Source organism: uncultured Jannaschia sp. (genome assembly GCF_947494055.1).
Lineage (GTDB): Bacteria > Pseudomonadota > Alphaproteobacteria > Rhodobacterales > Rhodobacteraceae > Jannaschia.
Genome location: NZ_CANLTR010000001.1, coordinates 160,408 through 184,890 on the forward strand (window position 1 = coordinate 160,408; position 24,483 = coordinate 184,890).

Genomic DNA, 24,483 nt, shown 5'->3' on the forward strand with positions numbered 1-24,483 from the left:
GAACGGGTGCCGCACGCGCGAAGGTATTGACCGATGGCGAACGAACGACAGCAAGTTGCAGCGATGCCGCTGCGCTGGAACAAGAATTCCGTCGAGGTCCTGATGATCACGTCCCGTGACACGGGACGCTGGATCGTGCCGAAGGGATGGACGATGAAGGGCAAGAAGCCCTGGGCCGCCGCTGCCATCGAAGCGCTCGAGGAGGCCGGCGCCAAGGGCCATGTCGCACGCGACGTGTTCGGCACCTACAGCTACAAGAAGATGCTCGACGACGGCACCGCCCTGCCCTGCAACGTCCAGGTCTACCCGATGGTCGTGGAACGGCTGAAATCCGATTGGAAGGAGCGCGGCGAGCGGATCCGGAAGTGGTTTCCGCTGAAGAAGGCCGCGAAACTGGTGGACGAGCCCGAGCTGGCCGACATGATGAGCCGCCTGACCGTCAAGCCGAAGAAGGTTCCGGTGGCCGGCCCGCTGCTTCGGAAGGCCGCGTCCTAGCTCGGCATCGCGCCACGTGCCGTATCGGGCCTAGCGGCGACGCCCCTCGTCGCGCACCGGGATCGGGATCGCGTCCGGCTGCGGCGCGAGCGACCCCAGAAGGTCCGACAGTCTGTCCCTGACGGCATCGGCCAGCTTCTCGATCGTACCCTTCGGCATCTCGCAATCCTCCGTGTCCGAAGACATGGATCCCGGGTGGCGGGCCTTCAAGTCCGAATGACGGAGATCGCGAAAACTTGCCGCACTTTGCGCGGCATTAACCGGTGCAGCCGAAGATCTCGACCGCGCCTCGGTCCCCGATCACCGTGATCCGCAGACGCGACCGGTCGACCGACAGGCCGGCGCGCCCGCGCGCGATCACCTCGGCCCGCGCCTCGAGCCGCCGGCCCTGGCGCGCCACGTGGGCATCGGTGATCCAGACCGACGGGTCCGGCAGTTCGAAGACGACGGCCTCCGCCCGGCCCTGCGGCGCGACGTCGAGATCGCCGGTGAGGGTCAGTCCGTCGGCACCGGGCGACAGCCTACACCGGGCCGGTGCCTCCACCCGCCGCGGACGGTCGGCCAAAGCCGCCGCGATCACCGGGTCGTGCCGCCCGGCCGCCGGGAGTTGGGCCCGCACCGTCACGCGCGCCGGCAGACAGATATCCGCGCAGACGCCGAGGTCGAGGATTCCGCGCAGCTGGACCGGCCCCGGTCCCGTCGCGACGATCTCCAGCGGCAGGACGAAATCGGACGTATAGCCGATCGAGCGCGCCTCCGCCGGGCCGAACAGCGTCGGTGTCGGCCAGAGCGGCGTGACCGAGCGCAGGCCGCGCGATCCGCGCCAGTCCATCTGCGGCGCGATCCCCGTCGCGCCGGCATTGCGCCAGTAGGTCTTCCAGCCGGGCCGAAGCTGCACGCGCAGCCCCGCCAGATGCCGCCCGTCCGCCTCCCGCCAACCGGGCAGGACCTCGACGGAGAGGACGTCCGACACCGCGACCGGCTGCGCGCGCAGCGGGGCGGCGAGCAGGAGCAGGACGAGGATCGCGAGGAGGCGGGGCATCGCGCTCCCTTAGGCCAGCACGCACGCGAACGGGAGTCACGCCTGCGCGATCCGGGGGGCGGCGGCGCGGCGCAGCCGGTCGTTGATCGCGCGGCCGAGCCCCGACTCGGGCACCGGCGCCAGGTCGATCCGCGCCTTCCCCTCCGCCCGCGCGCGCGCATCCGCGACGTGCAACAGGTCGAACAGGTTCGCGGCCGCCTCGACAAGGTCGCCCGTCGCCGAAAGCGTCACGTCGCCGGCCACCGGCCCGAAGCCGATCAGGATCGCGTCCGGATCGTGCCCGGTCACGTCCAGCCGGACCGGGATCGAGGGCGCGTAATGCGAGGCGAGCTGGCCCGGCGCCTGCACCCGGCCCGGCGTCTCGTCGCGCGGCAGGGGGCGGCCGAGCCGCGCCTCGATCGTCTCCGCCGCGAGCCCGCCCGCGCGCAGCAGCGCCAGCGGCGAGGTCCGCAGGATCGTCGATTCCAGACCCACCGCGCAGGGACCGCCATCGAGCACCGCGTCCACAGCGTCGCCCAGCCCTGCGCGCACATGCGCCGCCCGCGTGGGCGAGATGCGGCCCGACGGGTTCGCCGATGGCGCGGCCACCGGGCGCCCGACCGAACGCAGCAGGGCGCGTGCAATTTCGCCCGACGGGACGCGCAGGCCCACCGTGTCGAGCCCGGCGGTGACCAGCGGGGACAGCCCGTGCCCCTCGCGCAGCGGCAACACCAGCGTCAGCGGCCCCGGCCAGAACGCCGCGGCCAGCGTCTCCGCCACCGGGTCGAACACCGCGATCCGCCGGGCCGCGTCCGCGTCCGGCACGTGGACGATCAGCGGATTGAAGGACGGCCGCCCCTTCGCCGCGAAGATCCGCGCCACCGCCCGCCCGTCCGTGGCATCGGCGCCGAGGCCGTAGACCGTCTCGGTCGGGAAGGCGACGAGGCCGCCGGCGCGGAGGATCTCTGCCGCCTCCGCAATCCCGGGATGACGCGGTGTTCCGGTTGCTGGCATCGCGACACTCGCCCTAGATTGCGGTCATGCTCTGGCGCGCCCTACTACGGCGGCGCCCCGAATGGGAGGTTCCCGATGCCCTACCGTGCGCCCGTCGCCGAGATCCGCTTCGTCCTCGACCGGGTGGTCGGCTTCGACCGGGTCGCGGCGACCGAGACCTTCGCGGACGCGACACCCGACACGGTGACGGCGATCCTGACCGAGGCGGGCCGCATGTCCGAGGACGTGCTCGCGCCGCTCAACCGGCAGGGCGACCTGCATCCCGCGCATCTCGAGAACGGCGTGGTCCGCACCTCGCCCGGCTTTGCCGAGGGCTTCCGCGCCATCGCCGAGGGCGGCTGGCTCGGCATGTCGGCCGACCCTGCCCATGGCGGCATGGGCCTGCCGCTCGCGCTGACGACGGCGGTGAACGAGATGATGGGCTCCGCCTGTCTCGCCCTGCAACTCAACCCGCTGCTGACCCAGGGCCAGATCGAGGCGCTGCAGGTCCACGCCTCCGCGGAGATGCAGGCGCTCTACGTCCCGAAGCTCGTCTCCGGGGAATGGTCCGGCACGATGAACCTGACCGAGCCGCAGGCCGGCTCCGACGTGGGCGCCATCCGCACCAAGGCCGAGCCGGCGGGGGACGGCGCCTACCGGATCACCGGGCAGAAGATCTACATCTCCTGGGCCGACAACGACTTCACCGAGAATGTCTGCCACCTCGTCCTCGCCCGCCTGCCCGACGCGGCGGAGGGGACGCAGGGCATCAGCCTCTTCATGGTCCCGAAGCGCCTGCCCGATGCGGACGGACGGGCCGGACGGGCCAACGACCTCAAGGTCGTCTCGCTCGAGCACAAGCTCGGCCTCCACGGATCGCCCACCGCGGTGATGCAATACGACGGCGCGACCGGCTGGCTCGTGGGCGAACCGCACCGGGGCATGGCCGCGATGTTCACGATGATGAACAACGCCCGCCTCGGCGTGGGCGTGCAGGGGCTCTCGGTCGCGGAGGCAGCGTTGCAGCATGCGACGGGCTACGCGCTCGAACGCAGGCAGGGCCGCACGCATCACGGCGAGGGCACGATCCTCGCCCATGCCGACGTGCGCCGCATGGTCCTTTCGATGAAGGCCGAGACCTTCGCCGCCCGTGCCATCGCGCTCGACTGCGCGGTCTCGCTCGACATGGCGCGCGCCACGGGCGACGCCGCCTGGCACGCCCGGGCCGCGTTCCTGACGCCGATCGCCAAGGCCTACGGCACCGAGACCGGCATCAAGGTCGCCTCCGAGGGCGTGCAGGTCCACGGCGGCATGGGCGTCATCGAGGAGACGGGCGCGGCGCAGTTCGTACGCGACGTGCGCGTGACCTCCATCTACGAGGGGACGAACGGCATCCAGGCCATGGATCTCGTCGGCCGGAAACTGGCAGACGGGGGCGCGGCCGCCTATGGCCTGCTGGACGAGATCGAGGCATTCGAGAACGACGCCCTGCGCGCCGCCGCCTCGCATCTGCGGGCCACGACGGGGTTCCTGCTGGAATGCGACATGCAGGACCGCTTCGCCGGGGCGGTCGCCTATCTCGGCGCCTTCGCCCGTGTGCTGGGCGCGTGGTATCACCTGAAGGCCGCCGCTGCAGACCCCGCGCGCCAGCCCCTCGCCCGGTTCGCGATCGGATGCTTCCTGCCCGAGGCGCTGGCCGAGATCGCGAAGGCCCGGACCGGCGCGGAGGAGCTTTACGCGGTGACGGACGACATGATCGCCGCCTGATGCCGGACGATGCGGAGGACACCGCGTTGCCGGACGGCAATGCCGGGCTGAGCTTTCCCTGGCCCGAGGCCCCGGCGGAGGGCGAGGTCGTGGAGGTGGCGTCCGGCGTGCTCTGGGCCCGGCTGCCGCTGCCGATGGCGCTCGACCACGTCAATGTCTACTTCCTGCGCGAGGGCGACGGCTGGGCGATGGTCGATACCGGCTTCGACACGAAGCGGACCCGCGCGCTGCTGGGCAAGCTCCGCATCGGCCCGCTCGGCGGCGACCCGGTCCGCCGCCTGCTGGTGACGCATCACCACCCCGACCATATCGGCCTCGCAGGCTGGCTCCAGTCCGACGGGACGGAGCTTCTGACCACCCGCACCGCATGGCTAATGGCGCGGATGCTGCAACTCGACCGGCAGACGGAGATGGTCTCGGGGACGATCGCGTTCTGCCGCCGCTGGGGGATGGATCCCGCCATACTGGAGCGCCGCGCGAAGGAGCGGCCGTTCAACTTCGTCGACGTCGTCTCCGAGATGCCGCTGGGTTATACCCGCATCCGGGCCGGCGACGAGATCTTCCTCGGTGGCCGGCGCTGGGTCGTGGCGCAGGGCGACGGTCACGCGCCGGAGCACGCCGTCCTCTACGAGCGGGACGGCGATCTCGTCCTGGGCGGCGATCAGCTTCTGCCCGGCATCTCGCCCAATCTCGGCCTCTACCCGACGGAGCCGGGCGCGGACCCGGTGGGCGACTGGCTCGCCGCCTGCGACCGGCTCGCGCCGCTCGCCCGGCCCGACCAACTCGTCCTGCCGGGCCACAAGCTGCCCTATCGCGGCCTGCCCCGGCGGATGGCGACGCTGCGGCAGAACCACGTCGCCGCGCTGAACCGTCTGCACGCGCATCTGACGGAGCCGCGCACAGGCGGCGCGTGCTTCGCGCCGCTGTTCAGGCGCAAGGTGGACAAGAAGATCTACGGCCTCGCCTTCTTCGAGGCGATCGCGCATCTGCAGCATCTGCACCTCACCGGCCGCGCCCGGCGTATCGAACGCGACGACGGCGTCTGGCTGTTCGAGGCGGCCTGAGCCGTCAGCCGCCCGGCCAGGTATCCGAGAGCCGGTAGCCGCCGGGCCAGGGATCGTCGGGGTCGAGCATGTGCTGATGCGTCCCGGTGATCCACGCCCGCCCGGCGATCTCCGGCCGGATCGCGGGAAGATCCCCTACCTGCGCGGAGCCGAGGATGCGGCCCTCGAAGGTGGAGCCGATGATCGAGACGCCGGTGAAGACGTCGCCCGCCCCCATCTCGCCGCGGGCGTGCAGCAGCGCCATTCGCGCGGACACCGCCGTGCCGGTCGGGGAGCGGTCGATCTTGCCCGGCCGGATCGCGACGACCGAACGGGCCCGCAGCGCGTGCCCCTCCCGCGTGACCGCGCCGGCGAAGAGGCAGAAGGCGTGATGCGTCCAGTCCGGTCGCTCGGGGTGGACGAACGGCATCTGCGCGTCGGCGGCCGCGGTGATCCGCACGCCGAGCGCCGCCAGTTCGCGCGCCGCCTCCCGTTCGAGCGTCAGGCCGAGCGCGGCGGGGTCCACCACGACGAAGCTGTCCCCGCCCCAGGCCGTGTCCACGGTGAGCGTGCCCACCCCCTCGACCTCCAGCGGCACCGCCATGCGATGCGCGAAGGCCGGCACGTTCCCGACCGCGATCCGCTCCGCCTTTCCCGCCCGGCATTCGGCGCGCACCCGGATGAGGCCGCCCGGCGCCTCCAGCACCATCTCCGTCACCGGCGCCCGCATCTCCACGATCCCGGTCTCCAGCAGCACGGTCGCCACGCAGATCGCGTTCGAGCCCGACATCGGCGGCGTGTCGGCGGGCTCCATGACGATGAAGGCGGCCACCGCCGCCGGATGCGTCGGCGGCACCAGCAGATTCACGTGCCGGAACACCCCGCCCCGCGGCTCGTTCAGGACGAAGGCGCGCAGCGTCCCGTCCTCGGCGATCCAGCGCCGTTGCTCCCAGAGCGTTTCGCCCGGCGGCGGGGCGACGCCGCCCACGATCACGTCGCCCACTTCCCCCTCGGCATGGGCGGAGACGACATGGACGACCTTGCTGCTGCGCATTGGCACGCTCCCCCCGGCTTCACGCGAGGGGATATCGTCACGGCACCGGACGCAAGTCACGTGAACCGATTGCGTGACGACGTTGCGCCGGCCCGCCGCCTGCGCCACTCTGCCCGCCATGACCGAACCCCAGACGACCGCCGAGGCCATGGAGGCCGCCGCCCTGCCCCGCGCGGCGGAGCTTCGTGCCGACGGCCGCGACCATGCCGTGCCCGTGCCGAAGGCGCTGACCACCGGTGCGAACAGGAGCCCGGCCGAATGGGCCTACCTGCGGGTGATCTTCTACCTGAAGACCTTCGAGGACAGCCTCGATTCCGATCAGGAAGCGGCGATGGGCTTCACCGGCGGCGCCGCCGGGATGATCCGGATTCAGGGCGTCGGCTTTCACGCGCCCGACATCCTGACCTTCTCCGGCCTCGACGAATCCGGCCTGCGCACCCAGTCCATCCAGCATGTGAGCCAGCTCAACATCCTGCTCCGCGCCGTCCCGAAGCCCGATCATCAGGCCGAGCCCGCGCGAATCGGCTTCAGGCTCGTCCGCGCCCTCGAAGAGGCGGATGACAGCGCCGCGGACATCGGCTAGACGGGCGCCCGACGATCAGCAGGCCCACAAGAAACAGCAGGAGAGCGCCGACATGGCCGACGAGCACAAGCCCGGCACGATGGACATCACCGAGCAGGAGAAGACCTTCGCCGGCTTCATGACCTTCACCAAGTGGACCGTCATCGGCATCATCGTGCTTCTGGTCCTGCTCGCCATCTTCCGGACCTGACGGCCCGGACATGCGTCTCGTCCTCGCGCTCACGGCGCTGCTGCCGCTCCTCGCGGCCTGCGCCGAACACGTCTACGCGCCGATGGAGGAGGTGGCCACGCGGGCCTGGGTCGAGCCCGGGCCACCGACGCTCACGCTGCTGACGGCGATCAACAACCGCACCGGCGGCGGCGGGCATTCGGCGCTGATGGTGTCGGGCAGCCAGCGCGTGATCTTCGATCCCGCCGGCACCTGGCACCACCCCACCGCGCCAGAGCGGGGCGACGTGATCTACGGCGTCACGCCCCCGATCTACGGCCTCTACATGGACTACCACGCCCGGCCCGCCTACCACATGGTCGCGCAGGAGATCGAGGTCACGCCGGACATGGCGGAACGCGCGCTCGCGCTCGTGCAGGCGCACGGTCCCGCCAACAAGGCCACCTGCGGCATCTCCGTCAGCGGGCTTCTGCGGGAGCTCGGCTTCACGGAGATCCGCCGGGCCTGGTATCCCGACCGGATCATGCGCGACTTCGCGGATCTCCCCGGCGTCACCCGGACCGAACTGTACGACGACACGGAGGATATTGATTCTCCGGGTCCCCTTGCCCAGGTGACGGCCAACACGCTCGCCCGCGACGACTGACCGGTCCGCGCCGGGCCTCCCACCCTCAAACGAAAGACCCCCGGCGCCGCATCCGGCACCGGGGGTCGATTCCATCGGCATGATCGCGGGAACGACTTACATCATCCCTTCGCGCTGTGCCTTCTTGCGTGCGAGCTTGCGGGCACGCCGAACGGCCTCGGCCTTCTGGCGCGCTTTCTTCTCGGAGGGCTTCTCGAAATGCTGCTTGAGCTTCATCTCGCGAAAGACGCCCTCGCGCTGCAACTTCTTCTTCAGGGCCCGGAGGGCCTGATCGACGTTGTTGTCGCGAACGCTGACCTGCATGTGGTTTTCACCACCTTTCTAAGCTGGAGTACGTCCCGTCATCGGGTGCAGGAGGTGGCGATATAGACGCCGCCACCTATCTTGTCCAGCGACCCCGCCGAACCGGAGACGCCCGATGACACCGCTGCAGTCCCGCATGATCGACGCCGCCTTGCCGCATGTCGCCTTCGACGGCTGGTCGCCGGCGACGTTCCGGCGCGCCGCCGAGGACGCGGAGGTCACGCCCGCGCAGGCTCGCGCCGCCTTTCCGCGCGGCGCCATCGACCTCGCGCTGGCCTTCCACCAGCGCAACGACGACGCGCTGGTCGAGCGGTTGCAGGGCGAGGATCTTTCGGCCCTGCGCTTCCGCGACCGGATCGCCCGCGTCGTGCGCCTGCGCCTCGAGATCGCGGGCGAGCATCAGGAGGCGGTGCGCCGCGGCGTCACGCTGATGTCGCTGCCCAACCACGCCGCCGACGGAACCCGTGCCATCTGGGGGACCGCCGACGCCATCTGGACCGCGCTCGGCGATACCAGCCGGGACGTGAACTGGTACACCAAACGTGCCACGCTGGCGGGCGTCTACTCGGCGACGCTGCTCTACTGGCTCGGCGACAAATCCGAGGATCGTCGGGAAAGCTGGGGGTTCCTCGACCGGCGCATCGACGACGTGATGCAGATCGAGAAGGTCAAGGCAAGCGTCCGCGACAACCCGGTCCTGTCACGCCTGATGGCCGGTCCGAACCTGATCCTCGGCCGGATACGGGCGCCGGCGCGATCGCCGCGTCCGGACATGCCGGGCCGGTGGGACGATCCGGAGTAGGCGATTCCGGCTTCCGGGAAACATTCTTTCGCTCGGGGAAACTTCCGTCGGTGCCGGACGTTGGCCCTGGACGCGCAAGCAGAACGCTGCGCCGCCACAAAGGATGCCTGCATGCGAACTCCCTCTCCCGTCTCCGCCGCGACCCCGTCCGCCGGCACTGTGCGCCGCGTCTCCTGGGGCGCGATCTTCGCAGGGGCCGTCGTGACGATCGCGCTGATGATCCTCTTCACCACCTTCGGAATCGGGATCGGCGCCGGGATGTTCGACCCGCAATACGAGGCGAACCCCGCATCGGGAATCGGCATCGGCTCTGCGATCTACCTCGTCGTGACGCAACTCATCGCGCTCGCCGCGGGGGGCTACGTCGCCGGACGTCTCGCCGGCATCCCGCGCGAGATCAGCGCCGTGCTGCACGGGGCCTCGGTCTGGGCCGTCACGACCGTCTTCGTCGCCTGGGCCGCGATCTCCGGCGGCAGCGCCTTGTTCGGCGCCGCGACGAGTGCCATCGGCAACACCGCGGGCGCCGTCGGAAATGCGGGCGAGGCCATCGTGCCCGAGGACCTGTCCCTGCCGAACCCGTCGAACCTCGCCGGCTCGCTCTCCCTCGACGCGCTGCCCGAGGAGCTTCGGGCCCGGCTGGAAGAGGAAGGCATCACCGAGCAGAACATCCGCCAGGAAGCCACCGCCGCCTTCCGCGACGTGTTCAGCCAGGAGGAGCAGCAGGCCGCCGTCTCCGAGGCGCGCGAAACGCTGGGCGACATCCTGCAATCGCCCGCCGATGCCGGCGAGGAGATCGGCGCCTTCTTCGATCGTCTGGTCCAGGGTCCGGATGCCATCATCTCCGAGGAAGATCGCCAGCAGGCCCTCGACCAGATGGAGCAGCGGCTCGGCATCACGCCCGAAGAGGCCGAGAGCCTCGTGCAATCGGTGCAGGACGGCGTGCAGAACGCCGTGGCCGAGGCGCGCGACGCGGTCGAGGCAGCCCGCCAGCAGGCCGTGGAGGCCGCACAAGCCGCGAGCGCCGCAATCTCCAAGGCCGCGCTTCTGCTGTCGCTGGTCTCCGTTCTGGGCCTCGCCGCCGCCGCCGGCGGCGCCTATGCGGGCCGACCGAGCCGCCTCATGGCCGATTACGTCTGACGGCGCAGCGCGCCGTCGACGGTTTCACGGGGGCGCGTCCGGTCGGGATGCGCCCCCGTCTCGCGCGGGCATGACGCATTCCCTTGCTGCGACCGCCCGACCCTGCGATCCTGTGCTGCCGAAGGAGACCCGCCATGCCCGACATCATGCGCGCCATCGAGATCAGCTCGCCCGGCGGACCCGACGTCCTGACCCTTTGCGAACGCCCCGTTCCCGAGCCGGAGACGGGCGAGATCCGGATCGCCGTGGATCATGCCGGGGTGAACCGCCCCGACACCTTGCAGCGCGCGGGGGCCTACGACCCGCCGCCCGGCGCCTCCGACCTGCCCGGCCTCGAATGTTCCGGCACCGTCGAGGCCATCGGGCCGGGCGTGACGCGGTGGAAGGCGGGCGACCGGGTCTGCGCGCTGCTGCCCGGCGGCGGCTACGCGGAATATGTCACCTGCCCCGCCGACCACGCGCTTCGCATCCCGGACGGGATGGGCATGGCCGAGGCCGCCGCGCTGCCGGAGACGTTCTTCACCGTCTGGACCAATGTCTTCGACCGCGGGCGGTTGGAGGGGGGTGAGCGATTCCTCGTCCATGGCGGTTCCTCGGGGATCGGGACGACCGCGATCCAGCTCGCCCATGCCCGCGGCGCGCGCGTCTTCGCCACCGCCGGCTCGCCCGGAAAGGTCGAGGTCTGCGAGCGGCTGGGCGCGACCGGCATCGACTACAAGCGGGAGGCGTGGGAGGACGTGCTGCGCGAGGCGGGCGGCGCGCATCTGATCCTCGACATGGTCGGCGGCGACTATGTTCCCCGCGACCTGAAAGCGCTGGCCGACGAGGGCCGGCTGGTCCTGATCGGCGCGCAGCACGGACCGACGGCGGAGGCGAACTTCGCCCAGGTCATGGTCCGCCGCCTGACGATCACCGGCTCCACGCTGCGCCCGCGCTCGGTGCTGGAGAAAGCGCGCATCGCCGAGAGCCTGCGCCGCGAGGTCTGGCCTCTGCTCGACGCCGGCACCGTCGCGCCGGTGATGGACGAGGTCTTCCCGTTCGAGGACGCCGCCGGCGCGCATGCGCGGATGGAAGGCGGCGACCACGTCGGCAAGATCGTTCTCCGGGTGCGCTGACCGCGACACGCTTTTCCGCGCCCCGTGCACGCGGCGGCTGGTTCTCCCGCGGACAGGGTGGCAAGGTCTAAGGATGGATCTCGACGTCGCCTATCCCGCCCTCTCCGACCTCCGTGCCCGCGCGAAGCGGCGGATGCCGCATTTCGCCTTCGAATATCTCGACAGCGGCACCGGGCGGGAGCTCGGCGTGGCGCGGAACCGCGCGGGGCTCGACGCGATCCGGTTCCGCCCGGCGATCCTGAAGGGCGATCTCGTCCCCGACCTGAGCCGCGCGACGCTCGGGATGACGCATCCGGTGCCCTTCGGCATCGCGCCCGTGGGGCTGGCCGGCGTGCTCTGGCCCGACGCGGAGCGGCATCTGGCCGAGGCCGCCGCCCGCCACCGCATCCCCTACGGTCAGTCCACCGTCGCCGCCGCCCTGCCCGAGGATACCGGCCCGGTCGTCGGCGACCTCGGCTGGTATCAGCACTACCCCGTCAACAAGCCGGAGATCCGTCGCGACATGCTGGCGCGTATCAAGGCGTCGGGCTGGCGCGTCCTCGTCGTGACCGTTGACGTGCCGGGCGAGAGCCGTCGGGAGCGACAGCGACGGGCGCAGGTCTCGATGCCCCCGGTGCTCACCCCGCGCATCCTCGCTTCCATCGCCGCGAGCCCCGCCTGGGCCGCGGGCATGGCGCGCAAGGGAATGCCGCACATGGCCTTCCCCGCCTCCTATTCGCCCGTGGCGAGCGGGCCGGACAGCTTCACCCATGCCGGCCGCATCATCCGGGGCTTTCCCGACGACGCCTATATCGAGGCGCTGCGCGCCGAATGGGACGGCCCACTCGTCGTCAAGGGCGTGCAGGACCCCGACGACGCGGAGCGGCTGATCGGCATGGGCGCCGACGCGATCTGGGTGTCCAACCATTCCGGCCGCCAGTTCGAGGGCGGCCCGGCGGCGGTCGACGCGCTCGGCCCCGTGGTCGAACGGGTCGCGGGACGGGTGCCGGTCTATTACTGCTCCGGCATCCAGGGCGGGCTCGACATCCTGCGCGCGCTCGCGCTCGGCGCGGAGTTCGTGTTCCTGGGCAAGGCGTGGTACTTCGCGCTGGCGGCGCTCGGACCGCGCGGGGTGGACCATCTCGTCCATGTGCTCTCCGACGACATGATCGCCAACATGACGCAGATCGGGGCGGCCTCGCTCGACGACCTGCCGGGGCGGCTCATCCGCTGACCCTGTCGCCCGGCCGGTGCGTCGGAGCCTCCGGCGGGGATATTTGGAAAGCAAAGACGCGGGTCAGGGGTTTGCGCGCCCGACGAGTTCCGCGACCTTCGGACCGAATGCGTCCACGATCCGGGCGACGCCCTCGCGGTTCGGATGCAGGCCGTCGGATTGCAGATAGCGCGTGCGGGCGGTGGCGATGTCGTTGCCCTCGATCAGCGGGCCGAGGAAGTTCGGCTCGAGCAGCGCGTCGTATTGCCGGGCCAGTTCGGGATACATCGCGTCGAAGGCGGCCTCGTAGCCGGCGCCGTAATTACCGGGCGCGTCGAGGCCGATGAGGAGGACGGGCAGGCCCCGTTCCCCCGCCACCCGGTCGAGGATCGCGGCGAGGTTGTCCCGCGACGTCGCGGGCGGCAGGCCCCGCAGGAGGTCGTTGCCGCCGAGCGCCACGATCATCGCGCCGGTCTCCGCATCGAGCGCCCAGTCGAGCCGGGCGAGGCCGCCCGCCGTCGTGTCGCCGGAGACGCCCGCGTTCACGATCGTGGCATCGACGCCGTTCGCGTCGAGCCAATCCTGAAGCTGCGGCACGAAGCCCTGCCCGTCGGGCAGGCCGTAGCCCGCCGTGAGCGAGTCGCCCAGCGCCACCACCCGCACCGGCTCCGCCGCGACCGGCAGCGCCAGAAGGAGCGTGACCGCGCCTGCCGCGAGCGGCTTGCCGCATGCCGCGGAGGCCCCATATCGGAGGGAACCCGCCACCCGCCGCAGACAAGCCGCCATATCCCGGAGACGCATCATGGTCCTGTCCCTCAGAGACGTGTCGCTGTCGCTTGCGGGAAATGCGGGGGTGGTCGACATCCTGCACGGCATCACGCTCGACGTGGCGGCGAAGGATACGCTGGGGCTGGTCGGTCCGTCGGGCTCGGGCAAGTCGTCTCTCCTGATGCTGATGGGCGGGCTGGAGCGCGCCACCTCCGGTTCGGTCGAGGCGCTGGGCCACGACCTTACGGCGATGGACGAGGACGCGCTGGCTCGGTTTCGCCGCTCTCATATGGGGGTGGTGTTCCAGTCCTTCCACCTGATCCCGACGATGACCGCGCTGGAGAACGTCGCGACGCCGCTGGAACTTGCCGGCCACGCCGACGCCTTCGACCGGGCCGCCGCCGAGCTCGACGCGGTCGGGCTGGGCCACCGGACCGGGCATTACCCCGCGCAGATGTCGGGCGGCGAGCAGCAGCGCGTGGCGCTGGCCCGCGCCGCCGCGCCGCGCCCCGACATCCTTCTGGCCGACGAGCCGACCGGCAATCTCGACCAGGCGACGGGAGAGGCGATCATGGACCTCCTCTTCGGGCTGCGCGACCGGCACGGCGCGACGCTGGTGTTGGTCACGCACAGCCAGCGGCTCGCCGACCGGTGCGACCGTGTGGTCCGGCTGGTGGACGGGCGCCTCGACACCGACAGCCGCCGCGCCGCCGAGGCCGCCGAATGAGCGCGGCGCCGGGGCGCGGCTGGTTCGGCAACGCCACGACCATCGCCCGGCGGGAATTGCGCGGCGGGCTTGCGGGGTTCCGGATCTTCCTTCTCTGCCTCGCCCTCGGCGTCGCCGCCATCGCGGCGGTCGGCTCCGTGCGCGTCTCGATCACCGACGGCCTCGCCCGCGAGGGGCGGATCATCCTCGGCGGCGATGCCGAGGTCGAGTTCGGCTACCGGCGCGCCGACACCGAGGAGCGCGCATATCTCGAAAGCCTCGGCACCGTGTCGGAGGTCGTGGACTTCCGCTCCATGCTGGCGACCGGCGAGGGGGCTGAGGCCGAGCGCGCGCTAACGCAGGTGAAGGCGGTGGACGAATTCTATCCGCTGACCGGGGAGATCGAGCTGGACCCCGCCATGCCCATCGCCGACGCGCTGGCCGATGACGGGGCGATCCTCCATCCGGTGCTGGCCGACCGGCTGGCGCTGGAGGTGGGCGATGCGGTCTTCCTCGGAAACAAGCGCTTCACGCTGCGCGCCCTCGTCACGCGGGAGCCGGACGCCGGTGGGGCGAGCTTCGGGCTCGGGCCGCGGACCATCGTGGCCAGCGCGGCGCTCGAAGGGTCCGGCCTCATCGCCGAGGGCAGCCTCTTCGACACCGATTACCGCATCGCCATGCCCGAGGTCACCGATGACCGGCTCGACGGGCTGCGCGAGGCCACCCGCGCCGAGTTCGCCGAGGCCGGAACGCGCTGGCGCGACCGGCGCAACGCCTCGCCCTCCGTCGCCCGCTTCGTGGACCGCATCGGCAGCTTTCTCGTCCTCGTGGGTCTCGCGGGGCTCGCCGTCGGCGGCGTCGGCGTGTCGGCGGCGGTGCGGGCCTATCTCGACCGCAAGACCGAGGTCATCGCCACGCTGAAGACGCTGGGGGCGGAGGGGCGGACGATCTTCGCCGCCTACATGATGCAGATCGGGGTGCTGGCGCTGGCGGGGATCGCCGGTGGCCTGATCCTCGGAACGCTCATCCCGCTCGCGGCCGGCCCGCTCATCCAGTCGTTGCTGCCGGTGCCGGTCGCGCTCGGGGTGCATCCGCTGCCGCTTCTGGAGGCGGCGATCTACGGTGCGCTCACGGCGCTCATCTTCACGCTCTGGCCGCTCGCCCGGACGGAGCAGGTCCGCGCGGCCTCGCTCTTCCGGGACGCCACGGGGTCGGTGCGGATCTGGCCCCGGCGCCGCTACCTCGTAACGCTCGCCCTGTCGGTCGCGCTGCTGATCGGGCTCTCCGCGTGGCTCTCGGGCATTCCCACCCTCGCTTTCTGGTCGGCGGGCGGGATCGTCGCGGCGCTGGCCGCGTTGGTGCTCGCGGCCATCGGGGTGCGCATGCTGTCGCGGCGGCTCGCGCGCACCCGCCTCGCCCGGGGGCATCCCGCTCTGCGTCTCGCGCTCGGCGCGGTGGGCGGGCCGGGCGGCGACGCGACGGCGGTGGTCCTGTCGCTCGGGCTCGGGCTCACCGTGCTCGCCGCCGTGGGGCAGATCGACGCAAACATGCGCGCGGCCATCGACCGCGACCTGCCGTCAGTCGCGCCGAGCTATTTCTTCATCGACATCCAGCCCGACCAGCTTCCCGGCTTCCTCGAAACGGTCGAGAACGACCCTGCCGTCAGCCGCGTCGACACCGCACCGATGCTGGGCGCCGTGGTCAAGTCGATCAAGGGCCGGCCCGCTGCCGAGTTCGACCACTGGGTCACGCGCGGCGACCGGCGGATCAGCTTCGCCGACGCGCCGTCGCAGGGCACCCGGATCGTCGCGGGCGAGTTCTGGCCCGAAGGCTACGACGGGCCGCCGCAGATCAGCTTCGCGCGGGAGGAAGCCGAGGAACTCGGGATCGAGCTCGGCGATGAGGTCGTGGTGAACGTGCTGGGCCGCGACGTCGCGGGCACCGTCACCTCTTTCCGGGAGGTCGACTTCTCCTCGGGCGGGATCGGCTTCGTCATCGTCTTCGACGCCGCAGCGCTCCAAGGCGCGCCGCATACCTGGCTCTCGACCGTCTATGCCGAGCCGGAGGCCGAGGCGCGCATCCTGCGGGAGGTGGCGGGCGACGCGCCCAACATCACCGCGATCCGGGTGCGCGACGCCATCGACCTCGTGACCGAGGCGCTCTCCGCGTTGGCCGCGGCGACGAGCTGGGGGGCGGGCGCGACGCTTCTCACCGGGTTCGTCGTCCTCGTCGGCGCGGCAGCGGCGGGCGAGCGTGGCCGGGTGTTCGAGGCGGCGGTGCTCAAGACAATCGGCGCCACACGGCCCACCATCCTCGCGAGCTTCGCGCTGCGATCCGCCCTTCTGGGCGCAGCGGCGGGGATCGTCGCCATTGCCGGCGGGGCGCTTGCGGGCTGGGGGATCATGCGCTTCGTGATGGAGGCGCCCTACGCGTTCGAATGGGTCTCGGCGACGGCGATCGTGCTCGGCGGGGCGGTGGCGACGCTGCTGGCCGGGCTCGCCTTCGCCTGGCGGCCGCTCGCGGCACGACCGGCCCGCGTTCTCCGCGCGCAGGAATGAGGGGATTCCGGATGCGATGACGCGTCCGGGCCGTTCAATCGCACGAACCGGTTCAGGTGAAGAACTCGCGCGGTCGGACCATTGCCGTCCTGCCAATCGTCGTGCGCTTTTCCGTCGAAGCTGAACCGAACGGCTCCGACGACGCCCGCCCGGCGCCCCGAAAAGGGCCCGGTCACGGGGGCGCGCGACCGGGCCGCTCCTGATGAAATCGTTCGGGATGGCGCCCGATACTGCGGACGCGACGGCAATGCGCCCTTCTAATCCGCCGATCGTCACGAACGGATGACGGTTCCGCGTCCGTTCGATGACGTGCCGACGCGCAGGCCATTCCCTCCGCCCGGCGTGACGGCTAGCCTCGCGCGCATGTGGCGCGCCCTGCTCAATCGAACCGTCTCCCTTCTGGCCGCACTCGTCGTGGCGAGCGTGGTGATCTTCGGAATGCTGCAGGCCGTGCCCGGCGATCCCGCGGCCTTCATGCTGGGCCTCAACGCGCAGCCCGACACGGTCGCCGCCCTGCGCGCGGAGCTGGGGCTGGAGGGATCGCTCGTCGCGCGTTACCTCGCCTGGACCGGCGGCATGCTGACGGGCGATTTCGGCACCTCCTACACCTACCGCGTCCCCGTCGCGGGGCTGATCGCCGACCGGATCGGCGTCAGCGCGCCGCTTGCCGCCTACGCGCTCCTCCTGACGCTGGTGATCGCCGTTCCCGCCGGGCTCCTCGCCGCGTCGCGCCGGGGCGGGGTCGCCGATTGGGGCGTGATGGGCGCGACGCAGCTCGGCCTCGCGGTGCCGAACTTCTGGTTCGCGATGCTCCTCGTCCTCGTCTTCGCGGTCTCGCTCGGCTGGGCCTCGGCCGGCGGGTTCCCCGGCTGGTCCGACCCCGTGGCGGCGATCGGCGCGCTCACCCTGCCCGCCATCGCGCTGGCCCTGCCGCAGGCCTCGATCCTCGCGCGGGTCCTGCGTTCCGCGCTCCTCGACACGCTCGACGCGGACTACATCCGCACCGCCCGCGCCAAGGGGCTGAGCCGTCGCGCCACGGTGCTGCGCCACGCGCTGCGCAACGCGGCGATCTCGGTGCTGACGATCCTCGGGCTGCAATTCTCCTTCCTGCTCGCCGGGGCCATCATCATCGAGAACGTGTTCTTCCTGCCAGGCCTCGGCCGTCTGATCTTCCAGGGCATCACCCAGCGCGACCTGATCGTGGTGCAATCGGTGACGATGCTCCTCGTCTTCGCGGTGATCGCGGTCACCTTCGCGGTGGAGCTCGCCTACACGCTGGCCGATCCCCGGCTGCGCCGCAGGTGAGCTGGGCCTTCCGGATCGGAGCGCTCCTCGCGGGGCTGGCCGTGCTCGCCGCCGGGGTCGGGCTGGTCTGGCTGCCCTACGACACGGCGAGCGTGAACATCGCCGAACGCACGCTCGGCCCCTCGCTTGCCCATCCGCTCGGCACCGACCATTTCGGCCGCGACATGGTGTCGATGCTGATGGCCGGCGCGCGGACCTCGATCGCGGTGGCGCTCGTCGCCGTGGGAATCGGGATGGGCGCGGGCGTGCCGCTCGGGCTCCTGGCGGCGGCGCGGCGCGGCGGCTGGGTGGACGAGGTGGTGATGCGCGGCAACGACCTGATCTTCGCCTTCCCCTCGCTCGTCATCGCGATCCTGATCACCGCGGTATTCGGCCCCTCGGCGGTGAACGCGATCCTCGCCATCGGCATCTTCAACATCCCCGTCTTCGCCCGCGTCGCCCGCGGCGGGGCTCTGCCGCTCTGGACGCTGGACTACGTCATGGCGGCGCGGGTGGCGGGCAAAAACGCGGGCCGGATCAGCGTCGAGCACATCCTGCCCAACATCGCCAACCTCTTGATCGTGCAGGCAACGATCCAGTTCTCGCTCGGCATCCTCGCGGAGGCGGCGCTGAGCTATGTGGGCCTCGGCGCGCAGCCGCCCACGGCCAGTTGGGGCCGGATGCTCGCCGACGCGCAGACGATGATCTACACCGAGCCGCAGCTCGCCATCCTGCCCGGCCTCGCCATCGTGGCGACGGTGCTGGGGCTGAACCTGCTGGGCGACGGGCTGCGGGACATGCTCGACCCGCGGCTCAGACGGGTGCGGATGTGAGGAGGGGCACGGCGAACGGGCGGTCTCCGGCCGCCACCGGACAGCAGGCGTCGACCTCCCGCGACGGACAGGTACGTTCCGCCGACGACCACCGCCGTGGACCGATGCGTCCAGCGTCCGCGCAGATGGACCACCCCACCGATCCGGACGCGGACGACGCGCGTCCGGCGCGAGGGCAGCCCCTGGCCGCGGGTGGGGGCAAAGCCACCGCCCTGGGGGGCGGTCGGGGGCTGCCCGGCCTGTCGGTCGGGCTGGACGGGACCGAGGGCGTCAGGGCGTTGCAGTGGTGAACGACTGGACGGAATGTCATGGTGCGCCTTCAGCGCCGTTTGGGCGAGACCCGACCGTGCCGGACGCCGGGGAGACCACCCTCCTCGCGTTCGACCGCCTCTCCGTCGCCATCCACGGCACGCCGATATTGCAAGACGTCTCGCTCGCCCTCCCCGCGGGCCGCGTCACCGGGCTCGTGGGCGAATCGGGGTCGGGCAAGTCGATGACTGCGCTCGCCGCCACAGGCCTGCTGCCCGTCGGCGCGCAGACGCATGGCGCGATCCGCCTCGACGGCCGCGACCTCACGACCATTCGCGAGCGCGACTGGCTCGACATCCGCGGGCAGGACGTCGCGATGATCTTCCAGGAGCCGATGACCGCGCTGAACCCGGTCCACACGATCGGCGCGCAGGTCTCCGAGACGCTGCGGCTGCGCGGCACGTCCCGTGCGGAGGCCACGCGGATCGCGCGCGACCGGCTCGACCGCGTGGGGCTCGGGTCCATCCCGCTCGACCGCTATCCGCACGAGCTCTCGGGCGGTCAGCGGCAGCGGGTCTGCATCGCGCTGGCCATCGCGCGCCGGCCGCGGCTGCTCATCGCGGACGAGCCGACGACCGCGCTCGACGTGACCACGCAGGCGGAGATCCTGACGCTCCTGCGCGTGCTGGTCGACGACGAGGGGATGGCGCTCCTCCTCATCACCCACGATCTCGGCGTGGTAGCGGGCATCGCCGACTGGGTCGCGGTGATGAAGGACGGCCGCATCGTCGAGACCGACGCGACCCAATCGCTGTTCCGCGACCACCGCGACCCCTATACCCGCGACCTCTTGGCCGCCTCACGCCCCCCGGCGCGCGCGCCACGCAAAGTGCCGCCCGACCCGGTCCTCGCCGCCCGCGACGTGGTGCGCGCCTACGGGGGGCACCGGGCCGTCGACGGCGTGTCGCTCACGCTCAACCGGGGCGAGAGCCTGGGTCTCGTGGGCGAGTCGGGCTGCGGCAAGTCCACGCTGACCCGCGCGCTTCTGGGGCTGGAGCCGGTGCAGGGTGGCACGGTCGAGCTGATGGGCCGGCCCAGCGGCACCGCGATGACCCGCGCGGACCGGGCGAAGATCTCCGTCGTCTTCCAGGACCCCTACGGCTCCTTCAACCCGCGCTGGACCGTCCGGCGCATCGTGACGGAGCCGTTCCACCTCACGGGCCGCCCGCCCGATGCCGGGGCCCGTGCCTCCGCCGCCCTCGAACGCGTCGGCCTCTCTGCGGGCGATCTCGACAAGTATCCGCACGAATTCTCCGGCGGCCAGCGCCAGCGCATCGCCATCGCCCGCGCGCTCATCACCGAGCCGGCGGTGCTGGTTCTCGACGAGGCGGTCTCCGCGCTCGACGTCCGGGTCCGGGCGCAGGTGCTCGCGCTTCTGGACGACCTTCAGGCGCGGCTTGGGCTGGCTTACCTTTTCATCAGCCACGACCTGAGCGTGGTGCGCGCCATCGCCGACCGGGTGATCGTCATGCAGGCGGGCCGCTTCGTCGAGGATGGCCCCGTCGCGGACGTGTTCGCCGCGCCGGAATCGGACTATACCCGCAAGCTCATCGCCGCCGCCCCCGCCATACCCGACGCCTGGGTGAAGGAGACATCATGAAGGACATGCCCACCCCCCTCTGGTTCGACCCGGAGGAGATGCTGATCGGCGGACGCTGGCTGCGCGCCTCCGAGACGCTGACGCTGGAAAACCCCTCGACGACGGAGCCGCTCGCCCGGATCGCCCGGGGCCAGTCCCGCGAGATCGATGCCGCCGTGGCCGCCGCCCACGCGGCGCTGGCCGGCGAATGGGGCCGGATGCCCGCGCTGGAGCGCGGCCGCATCCTCGCGCGGATGGGTCGGCTGGTCGAGGCGCGGGTAGACGACCTCGCCGTGCTCGAGGCGCTCGACGTGGGCAAGCCGCTCCGGCAGGCGCGCGCCGATGCCGTGGCGCTGGCCCGCTATCTCGAGTTCTACGGCGGCGCGGCCGACAAGGTGCACGGGACGACGATCCCCTATCTCGACGGCTACAACGTCTACACCCTGCGGCAGCCGCACGGCGTGACGGGTCATATCGTGCCGTGGAACTACCCGATGCAGATCATCGGCCGCTCCGTCGGCGCGGCGCTCGCCATGGGCAATGCCTGCGTCCTGAAGCCCGCCGAGGAGGCGTGCCTCACCGCGCTGGCCTTCGCCCGGCTGGCCGAGGAGGCGGGCCTCCCGCCCGGGGCGCTGAACGTCGTGCCGGGGCTGGGCGCGGAGGCGGGCGCCGCGCTCGCCGCCCATCCGGGCATCCACCACATCAGCTTCACCGGCTCGGTCGCGACGGGGGCGAAGATCCAGGCGACGGCGGCGCAAAACGTCGTGCCGGTGACACTCGAACTCGGCGGCAAGTCGCCCCAGATCGTCTTCGAGGACGCCGATCTCGACGCGGCCCTGCCCTTCCTCGTCAATGCGGGCATCCAGAACGCGGGCCAGACCTGCTCCGCCGCCTCCCGCATCCTCGTCCACCGCGAGGTCCACGACGAGGTCGTGGCGCGCATGGCCGAACGCTACCGCGCGCTCCGCGTCGGCGCGGCGATGGACGATCTCGAGGTGGGCCCACTGATCTCCGCGCGGCAGAAGGCGATCGTGGACGATTTCCTCGCGCAGGCCGAAGGGCTTACCGTCGCCGCCGAGGGGCGGATCGAGGGCACGGGCGGCCATTACGTCGCGCCGACGCTGCTGACCGGCGCGACGGGCGACCACCGGCTCGCGCAGGCGGAGATCTTCGGCCCCGTCCAGGTCGTCATCCCCTTCGCGGACGAGGCCGAGGCGCGCGCCATCGCCAACGGCACCGATTACGGCCTCGTCGCGGGCGTCTGGACGCGCGACGGCGCCCGGCAGATGCGGATGGCGCGCGATCTGCGCGCAGGGCAGGTCTTCCTCAACAATTACGGCGCGGGCGGCGGGGTCGAGCTGCCCTTCGGCGGCGTCGGCAAGTCCGGCCACGGGCGCGAGAAGGGTTTCGAGGCGCTCTACGGGTTCTCGCAGCTCAAGACCGTCGCGGCCTACCACGGATAGGACCGGAGCGGCGCGCGATGGGGGCGGGTGCGAGCCGCGGGACCTGCCCCCGGGCATTGCGCTCGCCGGTTGTCGTCACAGGCTCTTGGGGCCGCGCGCGGGACAGGTTAGCGGTTCCCGGAAGAGATGAAGGGAGAGGCCCATGAGGCTCGAAGGCAAGACAGCGATCGTGACAGGGGCCGCATCGGGCTTCGGCCGCGGCATCGCGGAGAAGTTCGCCGCCGAGGGCGCGCGCGTGATCGTGGCCGACCTGAACGCCGAGGGTGCCGAGGAGGTCGCGCAGGCGGTGCTGGGCATGGCCCACCGGGTCGACGTGTCGGCGGATGCGGACTGGGCGGACCTGACCGCGCGGGCGATGGAGGAATGGGGCCGGATCGACATCCTCGTCAACAACGCGGGCATCACCCACATGCCGAAGCCGATGGAGGACGTGACCGAGGAGGAGTTCGACCGCGTCCTGCGCGTCAACGCGAAGTCGGTCTATCTCTCCGCCCGCCATGTCGTGCCGGTGATGAAGGCGGCGCGGGCGGGCGCGATCCTGAACGTCGCGTCGACGGCGGGCGTCTCGCCCCGGCCGCGGTTGAACTGGTACAATGCCTCGAAGGGCTGGATGATCACGGCGACGAAGGCGATGGCGGTGGAGCTCGCCCCCGAGGGCGTCCGCGTCAACGCGCTGAACCCCGTCGCGGGCGAGACGCCGCTTCTGGCGAGCTTCATGGGCGAGGACACGCCGGAGATGCGGGCGAAGTTCCTGTCCACGATCCCGCTCGGCCGCTTCTCCACCCCGCAGGATCTGGGCAACGCGGCCTGCTTCCTGTGCTCCGACGAGGCGTCGATGATCACCGGCGTCGCAATGGAGGTGGATGGCGGGCGCTGCATCTAACCATGCGGATCGCCGCCGATATCCATGTCCTCGCCGGGGCCTTTGCCTCGCAGCAGCTGGCCTATGCGCATCTCCTCGACGTGGCGGAGGCGGAGGGGCTGTCGCCCGACCTCGACCATGTGGAGGTGATCGCCGGGCCGCTGCACAAGCGGTTGCGTGCCTATTTCGACGACGACCTCGTGTCCGAGCTGGCGCGAGCCGCCGACGGGGAGGCGCTGATCCTCGTCCTGCCCGGCGCCTTCGTCACCGGTGCCTTCCCGGAGACGTCGCTGCTGCGCGATCTGGGGCGGCATCCGGGCCATGTCACGCGGGCGGCTTTGTCGTGAGCGTGCGCGCGTGAGGCCGGGGCCGCGCAACCTGATCACCGACGTGGCGGGATTGCGCGTCGGGAACGCGGCGGACGAGGGGCTGCGCTCGGGCGCGACGGTCCTGCTGGGCGCGCGGCCGTTCACCGCCGCGGTGCATGTCATGGGCGGCGCGCCCGGCACGCGGGAGACGGACCTGCTCGCCCCCGACCGGCTGGTGCAGGAGGTGGACGCGCTGGTCCTCTCGGGCGGCTCGGCCTTCGGGCTCGACGCGGCCTCGGGCGTGGCGGACGGGCTCCGCGACATGGGGCGCGGCTTCGCCGTGGGCAACCAGCGCGTGCCGATCGTGCCGGGGGCGATCCTGTTCGACCTGCTGAACGGCGGCGACAAGGGCTGGATCGCGAACCCCTACGGCGCGCTTGGCCGGACTGCGCTGGAGGCGGCGGGCGAGGACTTCGCGCTCGGCACGGCCGGTGCGGGGTTCGGCGCGAACACGATGGACCTCGCCGGCGGGCTCGGCTCGGCTTCCTGCGTGCTGGCGAACGGCGTCACGGTGGGCGCGCTGGTCGCGGTGAACGCGCTTGGGCGGGTCTGCGACGACGAAGGCCGGTTTCACGCCGCGCCTTTCGAGATGGCGGACGAGTTCGGTGGTCGAGGCCCCGCGACGCTCGACCCCGGATGGGAGCCCTACGGCGACCGGGCGCCGGGCCAGTCCACCACCATCGCCATCGTCGCCACCGACGCCGCACTCACGCAGGCGCAGGCGACGCGGATGGCGGTGGCGGCGCATGACGGCATGGCCCGCGCCATCGTGCCAAGCCACACGCCGATGGACGGCGACCTTGTCTTCGCCGCCGCGACGGGCGCGCATCCCCTTGCCGATCCGGTCTGGGACGCGCTGCGGCTCGGCCACGCCGCGGCCGCCTGCCTTGCCCGTGCCATTGCGCGGGGGGTGTATCTCGGCGGCGACGGGTCCCTCCCCGCCTGGCGCACGCGGTTCAACGGCGGCTGAGGAAGAAGGCGCGGAGCAGCGCCGCGCTCTCCTCGGCGGCGAGCCCGTCCTGCACCTCCGGCACGTGATGCGTCTGGCGATGCGCGAAGACGCGCGCGCCGTGCAGCACCCCGCCGGATTTCGGGTCCGCCGCGGCGAAATGGAGCCGCGCGAGCCGCGCATGGGCGATGGCCTGCGCGCACATCGCACAGGGCTCCAGCGTGACCCAGATCGCGCAGCCCGCGAGCCGCTCCTGCCCGAGCGCGGCGCAGGCGGCGCGGATCGCCAGCATTTCCGCGTGGGCCGTCGGGTCGGTCAACTCCCGTGTCCGGTTGCCCGCGCGGGCCAGCACATCCGCGCCGCGCGTAACGACCGCACCGACCGGCACCTCGCCCCGCGCACCGGCGGCGCGGGCCTCCTCGAGCGCCTGGGGCATGAAGGACCGGAACATGGCCCCGCTCCTGCCGCCCCGCGCGCGGCCGCG

Annotated in this window: 26 protein-coding genes; 19 read left to right on the forward strand and 7 right to left on the reverse strand. The window is 71.8% G+C overall.

Features of this window, described 5'->3' with window-relative positions; genetic code table 11:
• Nucleotides 1-33 precede the first annotated feature (33 nt).
• Complete coding sequence (locus tag Q1A87_RS00810) at nucleotides 34-495, forward strand: NUDIX hydrolase (RefSeq protein WP_299646065.1); 462 nt, start codon at nucleotides 34-36, stop codon at nucleotides 493-495.
• Nucleotides 496-525: 30 nt separating this feature from the next.
• Here Q1A87_RS00810 and Q1A87_RS00815 read toward each other — a convergent pair whose 3' ends face one another.
• The 3 genes from Q1A87_RS00815 to Q1A87_RS00825 all read right to left on the reverse strand — a co-directional run bounded on the left by Q1A87_RS00815 (nucleotide 526) and on the right by Q1A87_RS00825 (nucleotide 2,530).
• Nucleotides 526-654, reverse strand: coding sequence for a hypothetical protein (locus Q1A87_RS00815; RefSeq protein ID WP_299646067.1), 129 nt, complete (start codon nucleotides 652-654; stop codon nucleotides 526-528).
• Between the two features lie 97 nt (nucleotides 655-751).
• Nucleotides 752-1,537 (reverse strand): protein-disulfide reductase DsbD domain-containing protein, encoded by a 786-nt coding sequence (locus Q1A87_RS00820; protein ID WP_299646069.1) that lies wholly within the window; start codon nucleotides 1,535-1,537, stop codon nucleotides 752-754.
• 36 nt (nucleotides 1,538-1,573) lie between these two features.
• Nucleotides 1,574-2,530 (reverse strand): L-threonylcarbamoyladenylate synthase, encoded by a 957-nt coding sequence (locus tag Q1A87_RS00825; RefSeq protein ID WP_299646071.1) that lies wholly within the window; start codon nucleotides 2,528-2,530, stop codon nucleotides 1,574-1,576.
• Between the two features lie 75 nt (nucleotides 2,531-2,605).
• Between Q1A87_RS00825 and Q1A87_RS00830 the strand changes: the two genes are divergently transcribed.
• Both Q1A87_RS00830 and Q1A87_RS00835 read left to right on the forward strand, forming a co-directional pair.
• Nucleotides 2,606-4,276: an acyl-CoA dehydrogenase gene (locus Q1A87_RS00830; RefSeq protein WP_299646073.1), complete on the forward strand. Its 1,671-nt coding sequence runs from the start codon at nucleotides 2,606-2,608 to the stop codon at nucleotides 4,274-4,276.
• Nucleotides 4,276-5,340 carry an MBL fold metallo-hydrolase gene (locus Q1A87_RS00835; RefSeq protein WP_299646075.1) on the forward strand — a complete coding sequence of 355 codons (1,065 nt, stop codon included), beginning with the start codon at nucleotides 4,276-4,278 and terminating at the stop codon, nucleotides 5,338-5,340. The genes Q1A87_RS00830 and Q1A87_RS00835 overlap by 1 nt, the downstream gene beginning before the upstream one ends.
• A gap of 4 nt (nucleotides 5,341-5,344) precedes the next feature.
• On the opposite strand, the gene Q1A87_RS00840 is transcribed toward Q1A87_RS00835, so the two are convergent.
• Complete coding sequence (locus Q1A87_RS00840; RefSeq protein WP_299646077.1) at nucleotides 5,345-6,373, reverse strand: proline racemase family protein; 1,029 nt, start codon at nucleotides 6,371-6,373, stop codon at nucleotides 5,345-5,347.
• Between the two features lie 73 nt (nucleotides 6,374-6,446).
• On the opposite strand from Q1A87_RS00840, the gene Q1A87_RS00845 reads away from it, so the two are divergent.
• The 3 genes from Q1A87_RS00845 to Q1A87_RS00855 are packed head-to-tail and all read left to right on the forward strand — an operon-like array spanning nucleotide 6,447 to nucleotide 7,771.
• On the forward strand, nucleotides 6,447-6,956 hold the full coding sequence (locus Q1A87_RS00845) for a hypothetical protein (RefSeq protein WP_363322935.1): 510 nt from the start codon (nucleotides 6,447-6,449) through the stop codon (nucleotides 6,954-6,956).
• A gap of 52 nt (nucleotides 6,957-7,008) precedes the next feature.
• Entirely contained in the window at nucleotides 7,009-7,146 is a 138-nt protein-coding gene (locus Q1A87_RS00850; protein WP_299646079.1) for an aa3-type cytochrome c oxidase subunit IV, read from the forward strand.
• 10 nt (nucleotides 7,147-7,156) lie between these two features.
• Nucleotides 7,157-7,771 (forward strand): hypothetical protein, encoded by a 615-nt coding sequence (locus Q1A87_RS00855; RefSeq protein WP_299646081.1) that lies wholly within the window; start codon nucleotides 7,157-7,159, stop codon nucleotides 7,769-7,771.
• Nucleotides 7,772-7,867: 96 nt separating this feature from the next.
• Here Q1A87_RS00855 and rpsU read toward each other — a convergent pair whose 3' ends face one another.
• Nucleotides 7,868-8,074: a 30S ribosomal protein S21 gene (gene rpsU, locus Q1A87_RS00860; RefSeq protein ID WP_055082236.1), complete on the reverse strand. Its 207-nt coding sequence runs from the start codon at nucleotides 8,072-8,074 to the stop codon at nucleotides 7,868-7,870.
• 115 nt (nucleotides 8,075-8,189) lie between these two features.
• Between rpsU and Q1A87_RS00865 the strand changes: the two genes are divergently transcribed.
• From Q1A87_RS00865 to Q1A87_RS00880, 4 genes are all read left to right on the forward strand, one after another.
• On the forward strand, nucleotides 8,190-8,876 hold the full coding sequence (locus Q1A87_RS00865; protein ID WP_299646087.1) for a COQ9 family protein: 687 nt from the start codon (nucleotides 8,190-8,192) through the stop codon (nucleotides 8,874-8,876).
• A gap of 111 nt (nucleotides 8,877-8,987) precedes the next feature.
• A complete protein-coding gene (locus Q1A87_RS00870) occupies nucleotides 8,988-10,013 on the forward strand; it encodes a hypothetical protein (RefSeq protein WP_299646089.1) in 1,026 nt (341 codons plus the stop codon).
• A gap of 134 nt (nucleotides 10,014-10,147) precedes the next feature.
• Nucleotides 10,148-11,128 carry an NAD(P)H-quinone oxidoreductase gene (locus Q1A87_RS00875; protein ID WP_299646091.1) on the forward strand — a complete coding sequence of 327 codons (981 nt, stop codon included), beginning with the start codon at nucleotides 10,148-10,150 and terminating at the stop codon, nucleotides 11,126-11,128.
• A 73-nt stretch (nucleotides 11,129-11,201) separates the two neighbouring features.
• Nucleotides 11,202-12,341 carry an alpha-hydroxy acid oxidase gene (locus Q1A87_RS00880; protein ID WP_299646093.1) on the forward strand — a complete coding sequence of 380 codons (1,140 nt, stop codon included), beginning with the start codon at nucleotides 11,202-11,204 and terminating at the stop codon, nucleotides 12,339-12,341.
• 63 nt (nucleotides 12,342-12,404) lie between these two features.
• Here the strand turns inward: Q1A87_RS00880 and Q1A87_RS00885 are convergent, their stop codons facing one another.
• Nucleotides 12,405-13,124: an arylesterase gene (locus Q1A87_RS00885; RefSeq protein ID WP_299646095.1), complete on the reverse strand. Its 720-nt coding sequence runs from the start codon at nucleotides 13,122-13,124 to the stop codon at nucleotides 12,405-12,407.
• On the opposite strand from Q1A87_RS00885, the gene Q1A87_RS00890 reads away from it, so the two are divergent.
• The 9 genes from Q1A87_RS00890 (at nucleotide 13,123) to Q1A87_RS00930 (ending at nucleotide 24,020) form a co-directional block, all read left to right on the forward strand.
• A complete protein-coding gene (locus Q1A87_RS00890; protein ID WP_299646097.1) occupies nucleotides 13,123-13,815 on the forward strand; it encodes an ATP-binding cassette domain-containing protein in 693 nt (230 codons plus the stop codon). The two genes, Q1A87_RS00885 and Q1A87_RS00890, sit on opposite strands and share 2 nt — an antisense overlap.
• Nucleotides 13,812-16,352 (forward strand): FtsX-like permease family protein, encoded by a 2,541-nt coding sequence (locus Q1A87_RS00895; RefSeq protein WP_299646099.1) that lies wholly within the window; start codon nucleotides 13,812-13,814, stop codon nucleotides 16,350-16,352. Before Q1A87_RS00890 ends, Q1A87_RS00895 begins: the two co-directional genes overlap by 4 nt.
• A gap of 363 nt (nucleotides 16,353-16,715) precedes the next feature.
• Complete coding sequence (locus Q1A87_RS00900; RefSeq protein WP_299646100.1) at nucleotides 16,716-17,657, forward strand: ABC transporter permease; 942 nt, start codon at nucleotides 16,716-16,718, stop codon at nucleotides 17,655-17,657.
• Entirely contained in the window at nucleotides 17,654-18,469 is an 816-nt protein-coding gene (locus tag Q1A87_RS00905; RefSeq protein WP_299646102.1) for an ABC transporter permease, read from the forward strand. Before Q1A87_RS00900 ends, Q1A87_RS00905 begins: the two co-directional genes overlap by 4 nt.
• A gap of 346 nt (nucleotides 18,470-18,815) precedes the next feature.
• Complete coding sequence (locus Q1A87_RS00910; protein ID WP_299646104.1) at nucleotides 18,816-20,378, forward strand: dipeptide ABC transporter ATP-binding protein; 1,563 nt, start codon at nucleotides 18,816-18,818, stop codon at nucleotides 20,376-20,378.
• A gap of 5 nt (nucleotides 20,379-20,383) precedes the next feature.
• Nucleotides 20,384-21,820 carry an aldehyde dehydrogenase family protein gene (locus Q1A87_RS00915; RefSeq protein WP_299646517.1) on the forward strand — a complete coding sequence of 479 codons (1,437 nt, stop codon included), beginning with the start codon at nucleotides 20,384-20,386 and terminating at the stop codon, nucleotides 21,818-21,820.
• A gap of 142 nt (nucleotides 21,821-21,962) precedes the next feature.
• Nucleotides 21,963-22,703, forward strand: coding sequence for an SDR family oxidoreductase (locus Q1A87_RS00920; RefSeq protein ID WP_299646106.1), 741 nt, complete (start codon nucleotides 21,963-21,965; stop codon nucleotides 22,701-22,703).
• 2 nt (nucleotides 22,704-22,705) lie between these two features.
• Nucleotides 22,706-23,029 (forward strand): hypothetical protein, encoded by a 324-nt coding sequence (locus Q1A87_RS00925; RefSeq protein WP_299646108.1) that lies wholly within the window; start codon nucleotides 22,706-22,708, stop codon nucleotides 23,027-23,029.
• Between the two features lie 10 nt (nucleotides 23,030-23,039).
• The gene (locus tag Q1A87_RS00930; RefSeq protein ID WP_299646109.1) at nucleotides 23,040-24,020 is read left to right on the forward strand and encodes a P1 family peptidase; all 981 of its coding nucleotides are present in this window, start codon (nucleotides 23,040-23,042) and stop codon (nucleotides 24,018-24,020) included.
• On the opposite strand, the gene Q1A87_RS00935 is transcribed toward Q1A87_RS00930, so the two are convergent.
• Nucleotides 24,007-24,450 (reverse strand): nucleoside deaminase, encoded by a 444-nt coding sequence (locus Q1A87_RS00935; protein ID WP_299646111.1) that lies wholly within the window; start codon nucleotides 24,448-24,450, stop codon nucleotides 24,007-24,009. The two genes, Q1A87_RS00930 and Q1A87_RS00935, sit on opposite strands and share 14 nt — an antisense overlap.
• Nucleotides 24,451-24,483 lie beyond the last annotated feature (33 nt).

Coding starts and splice junctions, on each gene's coding strand:
- Q1A87_RS00810 (WP_299646065.1), top strand. CDS start 34: ATGGCGAACGAACGACAGCAAGTTGCAGCGATGCCGCTGCGCTGGAAC.
- Q1A87_RS00815 (WP_299646067.1), bottom strand. CDS start 654: ATGCCGAAGGGTACGATCGAGAAGCTGGCCGATGCCGTCAGGGACAGA.
- Q1A87_RS00820 (WP_299646069.1), bottom strand. CDS start 1,537: ATGCCCCGCCTCCTCGCGATCCTCGTCCTGCTCCTGCTCGCCGCCCCG.
- Q1A87_RS00825 (WP_299646071.1), bottom strand. CDS start 2,530: ATGCCAGCAACCGGAACACCGCGTCATCCCGGGATTGCGGAGGCGGCA.
- Q1A87_RS00830 (WP_299646073.1), top strand. CDS start 2,606: ATGCCCTACCGTGCGCCCGTCGCCGAGATCCGCTTCGTCCTCGACCGG.
- Q1A87_RS00835 (WP_299646075.1), top strand. CDS start 4,276: ATGCCGGACGATGCGGAGGACACCGCGTTGCCGGACGGCAATGCCGGG.
- Q1A87_RS00840 (WP_299646077.1), bottom strand. CDS start 6,373: ATGCGCAGCAGCAAGGTCGTCCATGTCGTCTCCGCCCATGCCGAGGGG.
- Q1A87_RS00850 (WP_299646079.1), top strand. CDS start 7,009: ATGGCCGACGAGCACAAGCCCGGCACGATGGACATCACCGAGCAGGAG.
- Q1A87_RS00855 (WP_299646081.1), top strand. CDS start 7,157: ATGCGTCTCGTCCTCGCGCTCACGGCGCTGCTGCCGCTCCTCGCGGCC.
- rpsU (WP_055082236.1), bottom strand. CDS start 8,074: ATGCAGGTCAGCGTTCGCGACAACAACGTCGATCAGGCCCTCCGGGCC.
- Q1A87_RS00865 (WP_299646087.1), top strand. CDS start 8,190: ATGACACCGCTGCAGTCCCGCATGATCGACGCCGCCTTGCCGCATGTC.
- Q1A87_RS00870 (WP_299646089.1), top strand. CDS start 8,988: ATGCGAACTCCCTCTCCCGTCTCCGCCGCGACCCCGTCCGCCGGCACT.
- Q1A87_RS00875 (WP_299646091.1), top strand. CDS start 10,148: ATGCCCGACATCATGCGCGCCATCGAGATCAGCTCGCCCGGCGGACCC.
- Q1A87_RS00880 (WP_299646093.1), top strand. CDS start 11,202: ATGGATCTCGACGTCGCCTATCCCGCCCTCTCCGACCTCCGTGCCCGC.
- Q1A87_RS00890 (WP_299646097.1), top strand. CDS start 13,123: ATGGTCCTGTCCCTCAGAGACGTGTCGCTGTCGCTTGCGGGAAATGCG.
- Q1A87_RS00885 (WP_299646095.1), bottom strand. CDS start 13,124: ATGATGCGTCTCCGGGATATGGCGGCTTGTCTGCGGCGGGTGGCGGGT.
- Q1A87_RS00895 (WP_299646099.1), top strand. CDS start 13,812: ATGAGCGCGGCGCCGGGGCGCGGCTGGTTCGGCAACGCCACGACCATC.
- Q1A87_RS00900 (WP_299646100.1), top strand. CDS start 16,716: ATGTGGCGCGCCCTGCTCAATCGAACCGTCTCCCTTCTGGCCGCACTC.
- Q1A87_RS00915 (WP_299646517.1), top strand. CDS start 20,384: ATGCCCACCCCCCTCTGGTTCGACCCGGAGGAGATGCTGATCGGCGGA.
- Q1A87_RS00920 (WP_299646106.1), top strand. CDS start 21,963: ATGAGGCTCGAAGGCAAGACAGCGATCGTGACAGGGGCCGCATCGGGC.
- Q1A87_RS00925 (WP_299646108.1), top strand. CDS start 22,706: ATGCGGATCGCCGCCGATATCCATGTCCTCGCCGGGGCCTTTGCCTCG.
- Q1A87_RS00935 (WP_299646111.1), bottom strand. CDS start 24,450: ATGTTCCGGTCCTTCATGCCCCAGGCGCTCGAGGAGGCCCGCGCCGCC.